The 17,242-nt window shown below is 42.4% G+C and carries 16 protein-coding genes; 14 read left to right on the top strand and 2 right to left on the bottom strand.

Annotated elements, in window-relative coordinates; all coding sequences use genetic code 11:
• The first annotated feature begins 130 nt into the window (after positions 1-130).
• Genes OCU56_RS15220 through OCU56_RS15210 form a run of 3 tightly spaced genes read left to right on the top strand, consistent with a single transcriptional unit; the run spans position 131 to position 3,524 of the window.
• A complete protein-coding gene (locus OCU56_RS15220; protein WP_261875580.1) occupies positions 131-1,108 on the top strand; it encodes a YbgA family protein in 978 nt (325 codons plus the stop codon).
• Positions 1,109-1,153: 45 nt separating this feature from the next.
• Positions 1,154-2,605, top strand: coding sequence for a deoxyribodipyrimidine photo-lyase (phrB, locus tag OCU56_RS15215; protein ID WP_261875567.1), 1,452 nt, complete (start codon positions 1,154-1,156; stop codon positions 2,603-2,605).
• On the top strand, positions 2,595-3,524 hold the full coding sequence (locus OCU56_RS15210) for a L,D-transpeptidase family protein (RefSeq protein WP_261875566.1): 930 nt from the start codon (positions 2,595-2,597) through the stop codon (positions 3,522-3,524). Before phrB ends, OCU56_RS15210 begins: the two co-directional genes overlap by 11 nt.
• Positions 3,525-3,647: 123 nt before the next feature.
• On the opposite strand, the gene OCU56_RS15205 is transcribed toward OCU56_RS15210, so the two are convergent.
• Positions 3,648-3,932, bottom strand: coding sequence for an Lpp/OprI family alanine-zipper lipoprotein (locus tag OCU56_RS15205; RefSeq protein WP_261875565.1), 285 nt, complete (start codon positions 3,930-3,932; stop codon positions 3,648-3,650).
• A gap of 259 nt (positions 3,933-4,191) precedes the next feature.
• On the opposite strand from OCU56_RS15205, the gene OCU56_RS15200 reads away from it, so the two are divergent.
• The 11 genes from OCU56_RS15200 to OCU56_RS15150 all read left to right on the top strand — a co-directional run bounded on the left by OCU56_RS15200 (position 4,192) and on the right by OCU56_RS15150 (position 15,733).
• A complete protein-coding gene (locus OCU56_RS15200; protein ID WP_261875564.1) occupies positions 4,192-5,526 on the top strand; it encodes a DEAD/DEAH box helicase in 1,335 nt (444 codons plus the stop codon).
• A 461-nt stretch (positions 5,527-5,987) separates the two neighbouring features.
• Entirely contained in the window at positions 5,988-6,809 is an 822-nt protein-coding gene (locus tag OCU56_RS15195; RefSeq protein ID WP_261875563.1) for a phosphate ABC transporter substrate-binding protein, read from the top strand.
• A gap of 136 nt (positions 6,810-6,945) precedes the next feature.
• Positions 6,946-7,857: a phosphate ABC transporter permease subunit PstC gene (gene pstC, locus OCU56_RS15190; protein ID WP_261875562.1), complete on the top strand. Its 912-nt coding sequence runs from the start codon at positions 6,946-6,948 to the stop codon at positions 7,855-7,857.
• Between the two features lie 5 nt (positions 7,858-7,862).
• Entirely contained in the window at positions 7,863-8,726 is an 864-nt protein-coding gene (gene pstA / locus OCU56_RS15185; RefSeq protein WP_261875561.1) for a phosphate ABC transporter permease PstA, read from the top strand.
• A 40-nt stretch (positions 8,727-8,766) separates the two neighbouring features.
• Positions 8,767-9,516, top strand: a complete 750-nt coding sequence (pstB, locus tag OCU56_RS15180) for a phosphate ABC transporter ATP-binding protein PstB (protein WP_261875560.1) — start codon at positions 8,767-8,769, stop codon at positions 9,514-9,516.
• 160 nt (positions 9,517-9,676) lie between these two features.
• Positions 9,677-9,877: a restriction endonuclease subunit S gene (locus tag OCU56_RS15175; protein WP_261875559.1), complete on the top strand. Its 201-nt coding sequence runs from the start codon at positions 9,677-9,679 to the stop codon at positions 9,875-9,877.
• A 490-nt stretch (positions 9,878-10,367) separates the two neighbouring features.
• Positions 10,368-11,057 carry a helix-turn-helix transcriptional regulator gene (locus OCU56_RS15170; RefSeq protein ID WP_261875558.1) on the top strand — a complete coding sequence of 230 codons (690 nt, stop codon included), beginning with the start codon at positions 10,368-10,370 and terminating at the stop codon, positions 11,055-11,057.
• Between the two features lie 91 nt (positions 11,058-11,148).
• Positions 11,149-11,718 carry a hypothetical protein gene (locus tag OCU56_RS15165; RefSeq protein WP_261875557.1) on the top strand — a complete coding sequence of 190 codons (570 nt, stop codon included), beginning with the start codon at positions 11,149-11,151 and terminating at the stop codon, positions 11,716-11,718.
• An 84-nt stretch (positions 11,719-11,802) separates the two neighbouring features.
• Entirely contained in the window at positions 11,803-12,492 is a 690-nt protein-coding gene (locus tag OCU56_RS15160; RefSeq protein WP_261875556.1) for a fimbrial biogenesis chaperone, read from the top strand.
• A 14-nt stretch (positions 12,493-12,506) separates the two neighbouring features.
• Positions 12,507-14,918 carry a hypothetical protein gene (locus tag OCU56_RS15155; protein ID WP_261875555.1) on the top strand — a complete coding sequence of 804 codons (2,412 nt, stop codon included), beginning with the start codon at positions 12,507-12,509 and terminating at the stop codon, positions 14,916-14,918.
• A complete protein-coding gene (locus OCU56_RS15150; RefSeq protein WP_261875554.1) occupies positions 14,918-15,733 on the top strand; it encodes a hypothetical protein in 816 nt (271 codons plus the stop codon). The genes OCU56_RS15155 and OCU56_RS15150 overlap by 1 nt, the downstream gene beginning before the upstream one ends.
• A gap of 39 nt (positions 15,734-15,772) precedes the next feature.
• Here the strand turns inward: OCU56_RS15150 and malK are convergent, their stop codons facing one another.
• Positions 15,773-16,897, bottom strand: a complete 1,125-nt coding sequence (gene malK, locus OCU56_RS15145; protein ID WP_261875553.1) for a maltose/maltodextrin ABC transporter ATP-binding protein MalK — start codon at positions 16,895-16,897, stop codon at positions 15,773-15,775.
• Positions 16,898-17,242 lie beyond the last annotated feature (345 nt).

Raw genomic sequence — 17,242 nt, 5'->3', positions numbered from 1 at the left:
GGTTTATGATGAATGATGCTCTGATATTACCTAATTTTTAAGTAAGTACTATTTATTTAATCTAGAAATGCTCCATTGCGCGCGTTACTGCGTACAACTCTTTATTGTAATTAATAACAGGGATTGAATGATGAGCAATACAAGCTGTGAACCGACCGAGAGAACCTCTATTAAAGTTGGAATAAGCGCCTGTGTATTAGGGCAAAAAGTACGCTTTGATAGTGGTCATAAATCCAATAAGTTTGTGACTGAATCTTTAACACCTCTGTTTGAGTTTATTGCTGTGTGTCCTGAGGTGGGAATCGGTATGAGTGTGCCACGCCCAGCGATTCGTTTGGTGTCTAATGAAGAGCGCTTAGCGTTAGTGGAAACTAAGGACAGTAGCAAAGAGTATACCGATGAAATGATGGCGTATTCCCAGCAAAAAGTGCAACAGCTTAAACAGCAGGATCTTTGCGGATATATTGTGTGTGCCAACTCTCCTACCTGTGGCATGGAAAGAGTGAAATTGTACTCCAAAGGCAGCGCCACAAAAAACGGAGTAGGTTTGTACACGCACACCTTAATGAAACAAATGCCATGGTTGCCTGTTGAGGAAGACGGGCGCTTAAACGATCCGGTATTAAAAGAGAACTTTATCTCTAGGGTGTTTGGCTTAAAGGACTTTTACGACTGTATGGGGGGGAAACCGAGTCGAGGCAAGATAGTGGCTTTTCATTCTCGTTATAAGTTGACCTTAATGGCCCATGATCCGCGCGCGTATAAAGCGTTGGGAAAACTGGTGGCCAATGTGGCTGACTTTGCCGAGGATGAATTTTACGACCTGTATCGATTGAAGTTTATGCAAGCGTTAACCCAACGCGCCAGTCGCAAAAATAACAGTAATGTGCTTATGCACATTCAAGGGTATTTTAAAAAATGCCTCTCATCTCAACAAAGACAAGAATTTAGAGATGTCATTGACCAGTATCGACAAGGCTTTCTGCCTTTGTTGGGCCCGCTAATCTTAATTAAACATTATCTGTCGCTATACCCTGATGGTTATTTGCAAAGCCAAAAATTTCTGACTCCTCATCCTCAAGAATTAAAGTTACGTTATAGCTTGTAATGTTAGCACTCATGGATACAAGGGGTTGTAATAAAGGGAGAGGGCATGAGAAGTTTACTTTGGTTACGTAGAGATTTACGCACCATAGATAACACCGCGTTGATTGCTGCTATTAACGCCACTTGCCAAGAAAGTGAGGGGGCACAAGGCTTGATGGCGCTGTTTATTGTTACCCCAGAACAATGGCATCAACACGGGCTTTCGCCAATACAGGCCCAGCTAATCGAGCGCAGGTTACAGGCATTATCTTCTGAGTTTCAGGCATTGCGCATCTCATTACGTATTGAGGTGGCCGAGTCTTATAAGCTGTGCCCTGACATAATAGCGCGGTTATGTAAGCGCTATAACATAGGGCATGTTTTTGCCAATCAAGAGTATGAAATTAATGAGCTAAATCGTGATAAAGCGGTGATGAGCATTACCCAAACACTGGGGGTTGAATTTTGTGTGTTTGCGGATAAATGTGTGCAGTCACCCGGTCAGGTGCTCAATCAAAAGGGGCTCTATTTTAAAGTGTTTACACCGTTTAAAAATACTTGGTTAAAGAGTTTTAATCGTCTTTTTATAGCGGTAGCCCAGCCCAAACCATTACCAAGCAATGATTTATTTGATGATGTAGAGGTGTCCATTGACCTATCTGCCTATTACCCAACCGAGGGAGCCAAGAAAGTCACACCATATTGGCACTCGACCAGTAAGGCCATCCTCGAGCAGTTACGAGCCTTTACTGGGAGCAAGGCACAGGATTATCAGCACCATAGAGATTTTCCAGCGCTGCAGGGAACCAGCCAATTGTCGGCCTATTTATCCTTAGGCATGCTTTCGGCTAGGCAATGTATAGCCAGTTTGTTAGATGGGCAAGATGTGCATCAACTCAACCAAGGACAACAAACTTGGCTAAATGAGTTGATATGGCGAGAGTTTTACCAACATCTCATTTATTTTGAGCCAAAGTTGTGCCAAGGGGCTTGTTTTGTGCCTTGGGGTAAGCACCTGCAATGGTTGGGAAACCCACAACATTTTGAGCTATGGCAACAAGGTAAAACAGGCTATCCGCTGGTGGATGCAGCCATGAGGCAATTAAATCAAACGGGTTGGATGCACAACCGCTTACGTATGGTGGTGGCCAGTTTTTTCACTAAGGATTTATTGCTCGACTGGCGTAAGGGAGAAGCCTACTTTATGAGTAAGCTAGTGGATGGGGATTTTGCTGCTAATAATGGCGGTTGGCAATGGGCCGCTTCCACGGGGTGTGATGCCCAGCCTTACTTTCGCATTTTTAATCCAGTGACCCAAGGGCAAAAATTTGATCCACAGGGAGATTTTGTTAAGCGTTGGCTCCCGGAGTTGAACCCGGTGCCCAGAAAATATATTCATTGCCCTTGGTTGTGGGCTGATTTTGCCAGTTTGAACTATCCTAACCCTATAGTTGAGCATAAACAGCAAAGGGTAAAGGCTTTGCGCATGTATAAGGAAGCTAAGGATCGTGGGAGTTAAATGGGTTTGTTACATTGCGGTATTGTTGAGCCTGTGTCTAGCGCAGAGTGCCTGGGCGGCGACGTTTTTATTGCCTACTGATGGCAGTCAAGTGGCTGGTCGATTACAGCGTCACCAAGTGCAAAAAGGGGAAACCTTTGCCTTGTTGGCTAAGCGTTATGATGTGGGACTACTGAGCTTAATTGCCGCCAATAGGGGGGTTGATCCTTTCTTGCCTGATGATGGCGAAGTATTAACCATTCCTACCCGTTTTATTCTGCCAACGGCTAAGCGTGACGGCATTGTGATAAACCTAGCTGAATTACGCTTATATTATTTTGATCCTGATGGGCAACATGTACATGTGTTTCCGGTGGGGATAGGGCGTATTGGGCGTGAAACCCCACAAATGATTACCTCAATCAGTTCACGAATAGAAGGCCCGACATGGACACCGCCACAGTCAATACGTATGGCGTATGAGGAGCAGGGCATTGAATTGCCAGAAAAAGTCCCCGCAGGACCGGATAACCCTCTTGGGGAGTATGCGTTACGCTTACGTTATGGGGCGGGACAGTATTTAATTCATGGCACTAATAAAGAATTTGGTATTGGTTTAAGGGTGAGTAGTGGCTGCATAAGGATGGAGCCGGGAGACATAGAGTGGTTGTTTAAGCAAGTGCAACGAGGAACAAGAGTGCAAATTGTCAATCAGCCGGTGAAAATAGCCGTGGAACCGGATCAAAGTGTTTTTGTGGAGTCTCATGAACCATTGACCGCAAAAAACGGCATGAAGCAAACGTTTGATTGGCCGTTAGAGTTGCAGGTTTGGTTAGATAGTTATCAACAGGCCAGTGCTCGAGTGAATGCGGTGATACAAATACAAACGGGTATGCCTACTTTGGTTTACGACGGCAGTTATACCCATCGCTCTAAATAAGTGATCAGAAATAGCGCAGGATAAGTGATGAAGGTGTTATTGATAGGATGATGCAAAATTAAAAAACCAGCATGTTCAAATGCTGGTTTTTTATTTTAAGTACTGTGATTAATGATAGTAAGACTATTTTGTGTACGATTGTGCGACATTATCTAGGCGTTCGTTAGCACGAGCCGATTCGTCTTGTGCTGCCATTGCTGCCTCTTTAGCGGCCATCGCGGTGGCTTTGTTATCCGCAGAGTCTTTTTCATGTTCCGCTTTAAGTGCGGCTAAGTCTTGCTCTAGTTTCGATACTCTAGCATCGGTATCGGCCATTTTAGCGGTTGTTTCTTCATCTGGACCTGAGGCACAACCAGCTAATAATAAAACCGAGCTAACCCCTGCTGCGAGTAAAAATTTATTATTCATACGAACTCCCTGATTTTTTTTAGTAATGCCACTTATTTCTGCTGGCATAAATAGTGTAGACGTAGAATAAAATATGTTCGAATAATTTATAAAAATTAGTCAATTGCCAACAATTTGTGCGCTATTTAGTGTCGAATCACAGGATATTTTGTGATCTAAATCGTCAAGTAGGGTATTATGAGCCAGATTTTTATATAGCGCGTTTCTTATTATCTACTCTTGAATAGGAAGCGGACTACCCCCTACTTAGGAGAGCACTTTGAAGTTTAGAGAATTAGGCTTAGACAATCGTTTAATGAAGAATTTGGATCACTACTCATTTAAGAGTGCGACCGAAATTCAGCAACAGGCTATTCCTGTCGCGCTTGCGGGTAAAGATTTACTGGCATCGTCTAAAACTGGTTCAGGCAAAACCTTAGCCTTTGTGTTGCCTATGCTGCATAAAGCGCTGAAAAACAAAGCGTTCTCGGCTAAAGACCCCCGTGGTGTTATCCTTGCTCCAACACGAGAGTTGGCCCGCCAAGTTTATAATGAATTGCGTACTATGTTGGGCGGTCTTTCCTATACAGCAACCTTGATTGTTGGGGGAGAAAACTTTAACGATCAGGTGAAAGCACTGCGTAAATACCCGCGTTTTATCGTGGCAACACCGGGACGTTTGGCCGATCATCTGGAGCACCGCTCACTGTTTCTTGATGGCCTAGACACTTTAGTGCTAGATGAAGCCGATAGAATGCTTGATCTTGGTTTTGCTCCTGAGCTTCGTCGAATTCATAGCCTTGCCAAACATCGTCGTCGCCAAACTCTAATGTTTTCTGCGACACTCGATCACGCTGAAGTGCATGATATGGCGATGGAAATGCTAAACAATCCAAAACGTATCTCCATAGACAGTGGCAATGCCCATCACACTGATATTGAGCAGAAGTTTTATTTGTGTGATCACTTAGATCATAAAGAAGCGTTGTTGCATCGCATCATTGATGATGCTGAGTACAATCAGATCATGATATTCACGGCGACGCGTTCGGATACTGAGCGTTTAACGGCAGAGCTGAATAAAAAGAGCCTTAAAGCTGTCGCATTAAGTGGTGGCTTAACGCAAACTCAGCGCAATACGATTATGAGCCAGTTTGAGCGTACCGTATTTAAAATTTTAGTGACCACGGATATCGCCTCTCGTGGTATCGATATTGCTAATGTGTCTCACGTGATTAACTTTGATATGCCAAAGCATACCGAGGAATACGTGCACCGTGTGGGCCGTACTGGCCGTGCGGGTAATAAAGGTACAGCATTGTCACTGGTAGGCCCTAAAGATTGGGATAGCTTTAAGCGTGTGGAAAGCTTCTTACAACAAGAGCTGTCATTTGATGTGCTGGAAGGTTTGAAAGGTAAGTTTAAAGGCCTTAAACCGAAGAAACCGGCATTCCGCGGTAAAGCGGGCAAAAAAGTGAACCCATCTACCGCCCCTAAAAAAGTGGCTAAGAAACCCGTTAAACGAGATAAAACCTTCCATACCAACGTGGCTGTGGGAGATGCTGTCTTTATACCTAAAAAGAAAACGCCACCTAAAGTGGACAATGAAGATTAATTTATTGTGATTGTAATGAGCGAAGCCATAGTGCTTCGCTTTTTTTTTAGGTGAATTATTAGCGTGTCATAATACCAATTCCCGCTCCTTCTACTGCCTTTCATCAACAAGCGTTGTTTAGAAAAGCAACTGTCTGTCTGATTTTTATTCTTTGCCTTTCTTTTGTTTAAATGGCCCGTCACATAAGTAACTCATTGTTTATATTGAATTTAAGTTAATCTCGCCTCGTTTTCTTTGCGTAATATGGGGTCATTGATACTGATTATTTATCGTTCAGCAACCTCGTAGCCTACCTGCGTGAACGAGCAATAAGAGGGGGCAAAGGGCGTTAAAATTGTCATTTACCTTTCAAAGAACTGAAACATAAGTGTCATGCAACACCCTTAAAGTGTCCCTCGTCGATTAAACAAACCCGCGACAATATGAATGTCGTGAAACTGATCCCCATTAAGGACAAACAGATGAAAAAGACAGTAATCGGTGCAGTAGCACTTGTAGGCGCACTATCAATGACTCCAGCTGTAGCTAAAGAGACAATCTCTGCTGTTGGTTCAAGCAGTGTCACTCCACTGATGGAAGTTTTCTCTGAAACTTACATGAAGTCGAACAACAACGTATTTATTGAAGTGCAAGGCCCTGGTTCTTCAGCAGGTGTACGTGCGGCTAAAAGCGGTACAGCAAACCTAGGCATGTCTTCTCGTAACCTTAAAGATTCTGAAAAAGAGCCAGCACTGAAAGAGCTGACGATTGCTCTTGACGGTATCGCTGTTGTTGTTAACCCAGCAAACGCTGTAAACAACCTAACGTCTGAGCAAGTTAAAGGGATTTACAAGGGCGAAATCTCAAACTGGAAACAAGTGGGTGGCGAAAACAAGCCAATCGTTACAGTTACTCGTGACACTGCGTCTGGTACTCGTGGCGCATTTGAAGACATCATGGGCCTTAAAATGAAGATTAACGATGTCACAGTATCGGCTATCTCTCAACGTGCACAAGTGGCTAACGGTAACGGCGCACTGAAAACTCAAGTGGCTTCTAACCCATACGCAATTGGTTACATCTCTCTAGGTACTGTGGATAGCACAGTTAATGCAGTGGCGATTGATAATGCAGCCGCTTCTGTAGCCAACGTTCAAAACGGTACTTACAAAGTGGCTCGTCCTTTCCTAGTACTGTACAAAGACGCACAAACGTCAGCTGAAACGAAAAAGTTCCTAGAGTGGATGCAGTCTGCTCCTGCTCAGAAGTTGGTTTCAAGCAAAGGCTACATCTCAGCTAACTAATACAAAAGATTGAAATTTTGCTCAGCCTGCAAAGGCTGAGCTTTTACTCGCACCCCACAGCTGTACATTTTTGTATCTGCCTTTGGGTTTCGTGCGTATTTAGATTTACCATCGCAAATTAATAGTGAATTTTTCAATGAAAAATGAAAATGTTCAAGCTTCGGCTTTTGCTTCTTCTTCATTAAGAGAAGCCCGTGGCGTTGACTGGAGAGAGCGGATCTTTCACGGATTGTTCTTGTCCAGTGCAGTTATTGGCATTGTTTCTCTTGCCATTATCGCTTACTTCATCGTTAAAGAGAGTATCCCTGCCTTTCAAGTAGCCGGTGTGAGCGGTATTGTTATGGGGCAAAATTGGCTGCCACCTGCATTATATGGTGTGGCAACAATGATAGTGGCCTCATTAGTCTCCACTTTAGGCGCGGTTATGTTCGGCGTTCCAGTTGGCGTACTCACCGCGATATTTATTGCCGAAATCGCGCCAAAACGTGTGGCGAATATTATCCGCCCTGCCATCGAGCTACTAGCGGGGATCCCATCTGTAGTGTATGGCTTCTTTGGTCTGGTTATTATTGTTCCGCTAATTCAAAACATTTTTAATGTCCCTGCGGGTAACACCATTTTAGCCGGTATTATCGTGCTAGGTGTGATGATCTTGCCAACGGTAATTACGGTATCAGAAACGTCTATTCGCGCGGTGCCTCGCACCTATAAAGAAGGCTCTTTAGCCCTTGGCGCTTCAAAAATTTACACCATCTTCAAGCTTCTCGTACCTGCGGCGCGTTCGGGCATTATGACGGGCGTTATTTTGGGTATTGGGCGTGCATTAGGTGAAACAATGGCGATTATCATGGTTATGGGTAATGCTCCAGCCATGCCAGAGGGTTTGCTTGATGCCGCGCGTACATTAACCGCCAATATCGCTATCGAAATGTCCTATGCCAGTGGCATTCACGCCAACGCCTTGTATGCAACCGGTGTTGTACTTCTGGTCTTCATCATGATGTTAAACGGTGCACTGTTGTACCTTAACCGTCAAAAAGCGAGATAATCACCATGGATACAGTAAAACTCAAACAATCTCGCCAGCGTAAAGATCATATGCTTAGTGCATTTGTATGGCTATCTGCTGGTTTAACCGTCGGCTTTTTGTTCTGGATTATCTGGTACATTTTGTCCAATGGCCTGCAATTTGTGAACTGGGATTTCGTGACGGGTGACTACACGCGTACAGGGGATTCTCAGGGCATCTTCCCAATGATCGTTTCAACAATTTATATGGTTATTGCCTCCATATCCATTGCTGCACCATTGGGAATTATGACGGCTATCTACCTTACTGAGTATGCAAAAGTAGGCAGCAAGTTCGTTAAAGTGATTCGTTTTTGTACCGAATCATTGGCGGGTATCCCGTCTATTATCTTTGGTCTGTTTGGTATGACCTTCTTTGTGACCATCCTTGGGTTAGGTTTCTCTATCCTGTCGGGTGCTCTCACGTTAAGTATTTTGATTCTGCCAGTGATTATCCGTGCAACGGAAGAAGCACTTATGGCGGTACCTCAAACTTTCCGTGAAGGTTCGTATGCTTTAGGTTCTTCAAGAATCTACACCATTTGGCGCTTGATTTTACCAAGTGCGATGCCAGGCATTTTAACGTCAGTTATTTTAAGTATCGGTCGTGTTATTGGTGAGTCAGCACCTGTGTTTTTGACCGCAGGTATGGTGGCACGTATCCCAGAATCGTTATTGGATTCTGGTCGTACATTAACTGTGCACCTATATAAGCTAACTACAGAGCTATTTACGATTGATGAATGGAACCAAGCCTACGGTACGGCAACAGTACTGATTGTGGTTGTTCTGATCATTAATATGCTAACCAAACTTATCGCTAGCCGCTTTAATAAAGCCACTTACTAATTGCAGCGAATAGACCTAAAGAATTTAAGAGATACAAATAATGAACAAATTTAATATTGAAAACCTAGATCTTTATTACGGCGAGAACAAAGCATTAAAAAGCATTAACTTGCCTATTCCTCTGCGTCAAGTAACGGCGTTAATTGGTCCATCAGGTTGTGGTAAATCGACGTTATTGCGTTGTCTGAACCGTATGAATGACTTGATTGAAGGGGTCAAAATTGACGGTTTGGTTGAAATGGATGGCCAAGATATTTACGGCAATATTGATGTGGCAGATCTGCGTATCAAAGTGGGCATGGTATTTCAAAAACCCAACCCATTCCCTATGAGTATTTACGAGAACGTGGCTTACGGCCTACGCGCTCAAGGCATTAAAGACAAGAAACACATTGATTCAGTAGTTGAGAAGTCACTGCGTGGGGCAGCGCTTTGGGATGAAGTGAAAGATCGCCTTAAATCCCATGCGTTTGGTTTGTCTGGTGGCCAGCAGCAACGTTTATGTATTGCGCGGACTATTGCTATGGAGCCGGACGTGATCTTGATGGATGAGCCTACCTCAGCACTGGATCCTATTGCCACGCACAAAATTGAAGAGTTGATGGAAGATCTTAAGAAAGATTACACCATAGTTATCGTGACGCACTCAATGGCACAAGCGCGTCGTATTTCTGATCGTACGGCGTTCTTCCTAATGGGAGAGTTAGTTGAACATGATGAAACGCAAGTGATATTCAGTAACCCAAGAGATGATCGCACTCAGGGTTATGTTAATGGCGATTTCGGCTAATCATTTGATTAACTGCGCTATTTTTAAACAAAGTTAACTATAATAATAAGCGATGGACTTTTGCCCCTCAATATAGAGGGGCTTTTTTGCGTTTGCTTAGGATTGACCTTGTTATCTAGCCTAAGTAAACTTACATCAGTTTAGATATGAGGTATAAACAGTGAGTGATTTCGAAAAAGACCTAGAAGCTATGGTTGAAGAGGCGCAAGACCAGCCTGAGCAACAATTGCCCTCTATCGAAGAGCAAAAACAGATTGCCGCCGAGCTGAAAAAACTAGAAGAAGCGGGTGAGTTAACCCCTGAAGTGCTTGAGCAGTATTTTGGTAAATTCTACGCAAAGAATGAAGCGCCGGTTCATTAATCCCAATCGTACTAAATAACGGGTCATTCTAGCTTGTTAAAATACTCGATAACTGAGTTAGAATTTTTGATTGTAGAATAACGACTTATGGAAAAATTCTGCCGTGCTTTCGAGCATTTTTCCTGCGCTATTTCTGATCACTTATTTAGTGTGACGGGTATAATATACCGAGCCTAAAAAGACCGAGTTTATAGAACTCGGTCTTTTTACAAATAAAGCATGAATGTGATAAAAAATATTATATATATACCTTTTTATTCTAAAAAACATTAAATAAAACTCCTTTTTAATATCAATATCTTAGTTGTTAATCAATGTTAGTCTCTGTTTTAAATAACTAGATTAAATTTGAATAACCCCAATAAAGTCCTACCTTTATAGTGCCTTCAAACGGAATTGGAATAACGCACTATTTGTGTTTATTTTTCATCATGTTGATTATTTCAAATAGACTCCTTCCGTTTGTCGATGAGACGTTTAGGGAGGAACTATGTCTCTTTCATATGCTTGTGGATATGTGGTAACACGCTCAGATGAGTTTGCTAGTGCATCAATTGCTATATTCAAACAACATTTCACCGAAACTCGATTTTCTGCCTTCACTAGTGTGAGTGACTGTTTCTGTCTCAATAACAATCGTCAATCGCGCTCCATTTATCTCATCGATGCGCAAACGGTGAGTAATCCCGTTCGAAGTGGGGTGAATCCTGTGCATGAACATGGTGACTGGTTGGCTGTTAATGTCGATGAACGAAACTTTCAAGTCGGTGACTGGATCATGAATGGTTTTTCTGGGGTGGTGATGAAGAAGTGCTGTTTGGAACAACTCGCGCCTGCGGTGAAGGCCATTAACAATGGTGAGTTATGGTACAACCGGCAAGATCTGAGTAAATTAGCCAAAGCCTATGTGGCCAATGAGTTTGATCCACATGTTGCGGCCGACGACTTTGCGTTAGAGCACGCTTTAACGCCAAAAGAGCGCCACATTTGTCTCATGATCTTGAAAGGGCTGAATAATCCGCAGATTGCAGAGTCAGCCAATGTGAGTGTTAACACGGTAAAAACCCATGCTTCCAGTGTGATGAGAAAAATAAATGTACATTCAAAAGCTGAGCTGATTGCTCGTGCTGTGCAACAAACGGTAAATTCACCCAAAAATCACCCTCTAAATGGCCGTTAACTCACCAGATAGGGTGACGTGAAAAAACCTAAGCAACACTATGCTTTCCTCGCAACGTGGGTAAATGTGAACATTAAGCGAGGGATTGAAAATGAAGAATATATTTTTTACAGCTATGTTGGGGTTAGCGCTATTTGGGTTGATTATACCCGATGCTGACGCAGGTAAACGTCATAAGCACCGCATGTGTCATAACGGTGGTGGCCCTGGTGGTGGTGGAGATGATCAGGGTGATGATCCAGGTGATTCAGTGTTGTGTGAAATTGAGTTACCGTTAGAAATATCTGGGGACGTCCCTTGTGAGTGTGAGCTTGAAGTACAAGATAATGATCTTGATGTCTTCTCATCTGGGAAAAATGTGTCCGGTTTAGCTATTGGTTCTGTCAGTGCTTATTGTAATACGACAGCAGGCTTTAGGGTGACAATGACGTCAGATAATGGCGGTCTAGCGCATGATAAATCAGATGCGTTGCTAGATTATACTTTAGATGTGGCGGCTATTTCGTTTACCCCATCGGAAGCGGATAAAGATCTGGTAGAAGATATTCCTGAAGCAAATGCTCTTGAAGATGTGGCTGTTGAGTTAACAGTGGATGCAACTGGTGCCTTAGAGGGTAATTATTCGGATACAGTAACAATTGAGGTAGCGGGTATTTTGTAGTGCGACGTTAATTGTAGATGTTCTGTAACCTTTAATGAGGCGAGTATTTTGTACTGGCCTCATTTTGATTTCATTGGAGGAAATATGAAGGTTATTTTGGGAGTGTGTTGTATTTGGTTGTTATCGGTTGGCCATGTCTTGGCTTATCAAGTAACGCCTATGTATTTAGAAATGGAGTATGTGGGGTCAAAAGCTCAATCGAGCTATCAAGTGACGAATAATTCGAGCAAAAATGTATTAGTCCAAGTGTCCGCTTATAGGGTTGTGATTGACCCTAATACCAGTGAAGAAACCATCACTCCAGCGGATGAAGACTTTTTAATTTTACCCCCGCAAGCCAGTGTTACGCCAAATAATGTGAGGCGTTTTCGGGTACGGTATTTAGGCGGCGAGCAGGTCACTTCAACTCAAACTTACCGAATCGTGTTTGAAGAACTGCAGACCTCAGATGGTGATAAAAGCGATTCACAGGTGAAATTCCTGTTCAATTTCTCTACGGTAGTGTTTGTATCACCTACATCAGAAGAGTGTACGACTAGGTTAAACTCTAGAGTTGAAGGGGATTTCTTAGTATTAAAAAATGAAGGCAACTGTGTGTTGAATATTGGCCAGGCAAAACTGACTTTTTCAAAGGATGGTAAATCAGAGAGTTCGAGTTGGAATAATTTAAAATTTGAAAATAACTCTATTTATTTGATACCTAATTTGGTTAAAAGATACAAGTTGCCAGTGCAGTTCCAAAATAGCGATGCAGTTGAGTTTGATTTGAACTGATTCTTGGTTTCTATATGAAATTTCATATAGTAGTCATCTTATTATTAATAAGCTTTTTTGCGATAGGAAAAGAGTGGACCTTTCCTGTTCCATTGTATCGCGGACAAACACTTATTTCTGATGTGAATATTGTAACGGATGGTACATCATTTAATGGTGTGAATGCGACGGAATTACAGTCGCGTTTAAGAAATTATATTACAGCTGAAATATCACAAAAATTATTGGACTTTGGTAATAAAATAGTCACTCAAGAGGAACTGAAAAGTATAGGGATTAATATTGAATTTGATAATTTAGATTTAAGTTTAAATTTATCATTAGCAGAAAACAATGCTAAGAAAAATCAGTTAAGTTTCGATATCCCCTATGAGTCACCTATTTACAGTGAATCGGGTTTTTTTTCTTGGCACAATATATTTAATGCTACATCAACATATATAGATAGCAACCAAGACATTGATCCTCTTAACTGGCGCTTAGAATGGATAACCGCGACTAATATTGGCGGATATAAAGGGCTAAATATAGATGGATCTATTTATGTTTCTCCGAGCAACCGTCTTGGAGAGGATAGCATTGATGTCTATCGAGGTGATGTGAGGGCTTTTGTTGACCGACCAAGTTACCCATTGCGCTTTACTATTGGTGATATTCAACCCTATAACACAGGACATTTGCCGTCAGTGACGTTAGGAGGTTTTGCCATGGAGCGGTTGTGGAATAGGTTGCAACCGACACGAAATATTCAAAGTGGGGGTTCGCAAGATATTTACTTGGTCGAGAGTGCTAATGTAGGGGTTTATATTAATGATACATATTATGGCGATATACGTTTACCTCCTGGGCGCTACAGTATTGATGACTTGCCGTTACGTCAGGGAAATAATGACATAAGACTAGAAATTAGATATCAGTCTGGTCGTAGAGAACAAATATCTTACAGCCAGTTTTTTAATACACGGTTATTAAAAAGTGGCTATAGTGATTATGGCATTTATATTGGTGTGTCATCGAGTGTAGAAAACAGGAAATATCAGTATGATAAAGAACAATATATAGTTCAGTCCTATTATGAATATGGCATTAATGATTGGTTTACCTCTGGATTAAATGGTATTTATCACCCGCTAGGTCAAGTGGCAGGAGTGACACTTGGTTTAGGTGCTGGTGGTGGAAGTGTGGGTTTTAGGGGCAGCGCTTTAAATTATACTGATGTGGAAAACTTTGGGGCAATTGCCTCTATAGATTATACCAGTTCAATTTTTGAGGGGGTCAGTACCGGTGCAGAAAACTTTCGAGTGAGTTTAGAGACCTTTTATGATTATAGGTCGGTTCCTTGGGACACAACCCAAGATTTGCTTACCGGTTCTAGTGCCATTATTGACTATACGTATCAATTTACTAGCACTTTAAATATTAACCCTTCATTTCAAATTGATTCATTGCGTTCGCCTAATCGATATGAACTCACCGCTCAACTCGATGTGGAATGGGTTTATGATAACTTTGATATAACCGTTGGCACTGAATATTTACAAAGTTTTGATGTTGTAGAGCGTAATGAGACGAATTTTTATTTTATTGTGGAATGGGACTGGTACTCAAATGATGGGGATTATGAAGCACTGGCTCAATATTTTAGTCAGGGCAATCGTTCTAGAGCCAGTTTTACCAAGTACAGTAACAACTCAGTAGGCAGTTATGGTTACCAAGTGGCGGGGGAATACAGTGATGCTTTTGAAGATTATGAGATGCGAGCGGATTATATTGGTAATCGATATTCCGCTGAGATGGATGTTGAGCGTCTTGTAGATAGAGAGAGTGGCTTTGAAACCAATACGGTTTCAGGGCGTATTTCAAGTGGCTTTACTGTGGTGGATAGTGACTTTTCTTGGAACCGAGGCTATCGAGGGCCTGCTGCTATTGTCAATATTCATGATTCGCTAAAGGTTCCTGTGCATATTAATGAGTATATAGATTCAGAACCGGAAGCGACAGCTACGGCTGCGCTCAATAATACCGTTCCTTTGTACGGTGGGCACTCTTCTAGTTCGTTTGATGTGGTGATTCCGGATGCACCCATCGGTTATGACTATGGTTCAGGATATTACCAAATCACCCCAGGGACTTATACTGGGCATACGGTTTTGGTGGGGTCAGATAATACAAAAACCGTTATTGGTTCTTTGCTTGATGCCGCGGGAAACCCGATAGTACTTAGAAATGGAGTGATAGAGGGGCAAGGGCTTAGCCGCAGTATTTTTACTAACAAGGCGGGGCGATTTGCCATTGAAAGAATGGGCGATGGGGAGTTTTCAATCACTATCATAGGTTCTCCTTCGTTTCATGGGCAGTTGATCATCGAGGACAGTGAAGACAATTTGATCTATTTATCGCCTTTGACTTTACAGGAGGTTAAGTAATGAGATTATTTATTAGCATATTGATATTTCTGTATACCCCTTGGGCTATGGGGCAATGTACGGGCAGTTGGGGGGTATCCACTAAGAAAACCTATTCTAACGATCCTCAAAGTGCGCCAAAAGTTAGGGTGGTGATTGAACTTAGTGATGCACTAAAAAAATGCAACCTTGAAGGGGTGGTTGTAAAAACAGAAGAGAGTGGTCAGTTACGTTTTCGCCATAAGCAAAGTACTTTATTGGCGAGGGTGACCGATGAGTCGGGAAGGGCCTATACAAGGCTAAACAATAAACGCTTGTTTATTCCATTCAAGGGAAATGCCTCAAGACAAACGTTTGAGTTGAGATTTGACGATATAATGCACAGTACGCCGGGGACCTATTCTGCCAGTATTGCACTTCACTTAGAGGGGGCGAGTCGAGGGTCGAAACGTGTTAAATCATTTGTACAAATTTATCCCTATTTGTCTATGGACATACAGAGTACATCCTTAAATAATAATACCTTAGATTTAGGGGTGCTAAAGTCGGGGCGCTCAAAAAGCCTCGATCTGACCATTAATTCCAATACGTCTTATTCTTTATCTATTGAGTCAAAATATGGCGCCTTGCAACACGAAAAGAATGAGAGTAAAAAAATTCATTACTCCATAAGTTTGGATGGCAGAACGGTCCCTTTTGATGCAAAGATGGCGTTTTCATCGCCACCGTCCGCAGGGCATAAAAAACAAATGCAATTTAAGGTGGGATCGGTCTCTGGTGCAGTGGCTGGGCGTTATAAAGATTATGTAACGATAACAGCAACCGCGAGGCCGTAACCGCTCCCTTTACAGTAAGTGAGCGGTGTTGATGCAGGGTTAAGCCTCAGCTATTGTGGCTCCAATTTCTTGATGTAGGCGACGACAAGCACGGCCATCATCATGAAACAGGTGACAACGTTTAGGGTCAATACCAATAGAGTAGTGGTCACCCACCTCCACTTGTAGTGTATCGGGCTGGCGGAAGTTAATGTCTGTGTCGGCGCTTTCAACGGACAGATACACTTGTGTTTCTTGCCCCAGTTTTTCAACAATCGTTACTTCACCGCTAATCGTCGCTTCTGATGAGTCGGACATGAGTAAATGTTCTGGGCGGATGCCTAAAGACATGCGTTGGCCAGGTGTTACTGTGCGGCCGTCCACCGGAATAGTAAACGCGACTTTATTTTCTAATTCTACTTTTACGTATTCACTGCTGGCTTCAATAGCATGTACGCTGATGAAATTCATTTTCGGTGAGCCAATAAAGCCGGCCACAAATCGGTTTTGCGGGTAGTGATATAAGTCTAAAGGGCGTCCCACTTGAGAGACATAGCCGCCATCTAATACCACGATTTTATCAGCCATAGTCATCGCTTCGACTTGATCGTGAGTTACATAGATCATAGTGCAACCCAACTGACGTTGCAGTTTGGTGATTTCACTGCGCATTTGCACCCTAAGTGCCGCATCTAAGTTAGATAGCGGTTCGTCAAGTAAGAAGATATCGGGTTGAGAGACTAAGGTTCTGCCTATGGCCACACGCTGGCGCTGCCCCCCTGAAAGGGCTTTTGGTTGTCGGTCTAATAAATGCGTTAATTGAAGAATATCGGCCGCGTGTTTTACTCGTTTCTCAGTTTCGCCTTTATCTGCTTTAGCTAACTTCATGCCAAACGACATGTTGTCATATAAATTGAGGTGAGGGTAAAGAGCGTATGATTGAAACACCATGCCCACTCCACGTTTGGATGGCTCAACGTCGTTCATGCGTTGTTCACCAATGTAAAGGTCACCAGATGTAATGTCTTCAAGGCCGGCAATGCAACGCAGTAACGTTGACTTACCGCAGCCTGATGGACCAACGAATACCACAAACTCGCCTTTATGAATCTCTAGATTGACGTTTTTAGAAATTTGCACATCGCCATAAGACTTATATACATTTTTTAACGTGACACTGGTCATTTGAGTCCATCCTCAATAATAAATTTTTCACTTAATGCTTACCTATGACGAGTCATAGCATAGGCGCAGTAAAGTAGGAATCTGCCATTATTTTATTAAGTACCTTGCTAAGGTTGGGAAGAAAAAGGTGATGATCACTAAACATGAAATTAACCCTTCCCCCCTAGAGGGATTAATCACCGTTAATTTTTAGTGTCATCACCTAACCATTTTAAAATTATTATTATATTACAGTCACTTGTTTGTATTCCCCGGTATGGATTTGTTCACACAAACTAAGGGACTGATTCTTCTTTTAAAATGTAAATCTAACTATCTAGTTAGAAAAGGTACTTATCTATCCAT

Origin of the sequence: Vibrio rarus (assembly GCF_024347075.1) — a bacterium.
Classification (GTDB): domain Bacteria; phylum Pseudomonadota; class Gammaproteobacteria; order Enterobacterales; family Vibrionaceae; genus Vibrio; species Vibrio rarus.
Note: the sequence above shows the minus strand (reverse complement) of the source record. Positions and strands in the feature narration are given on the sequence as shown.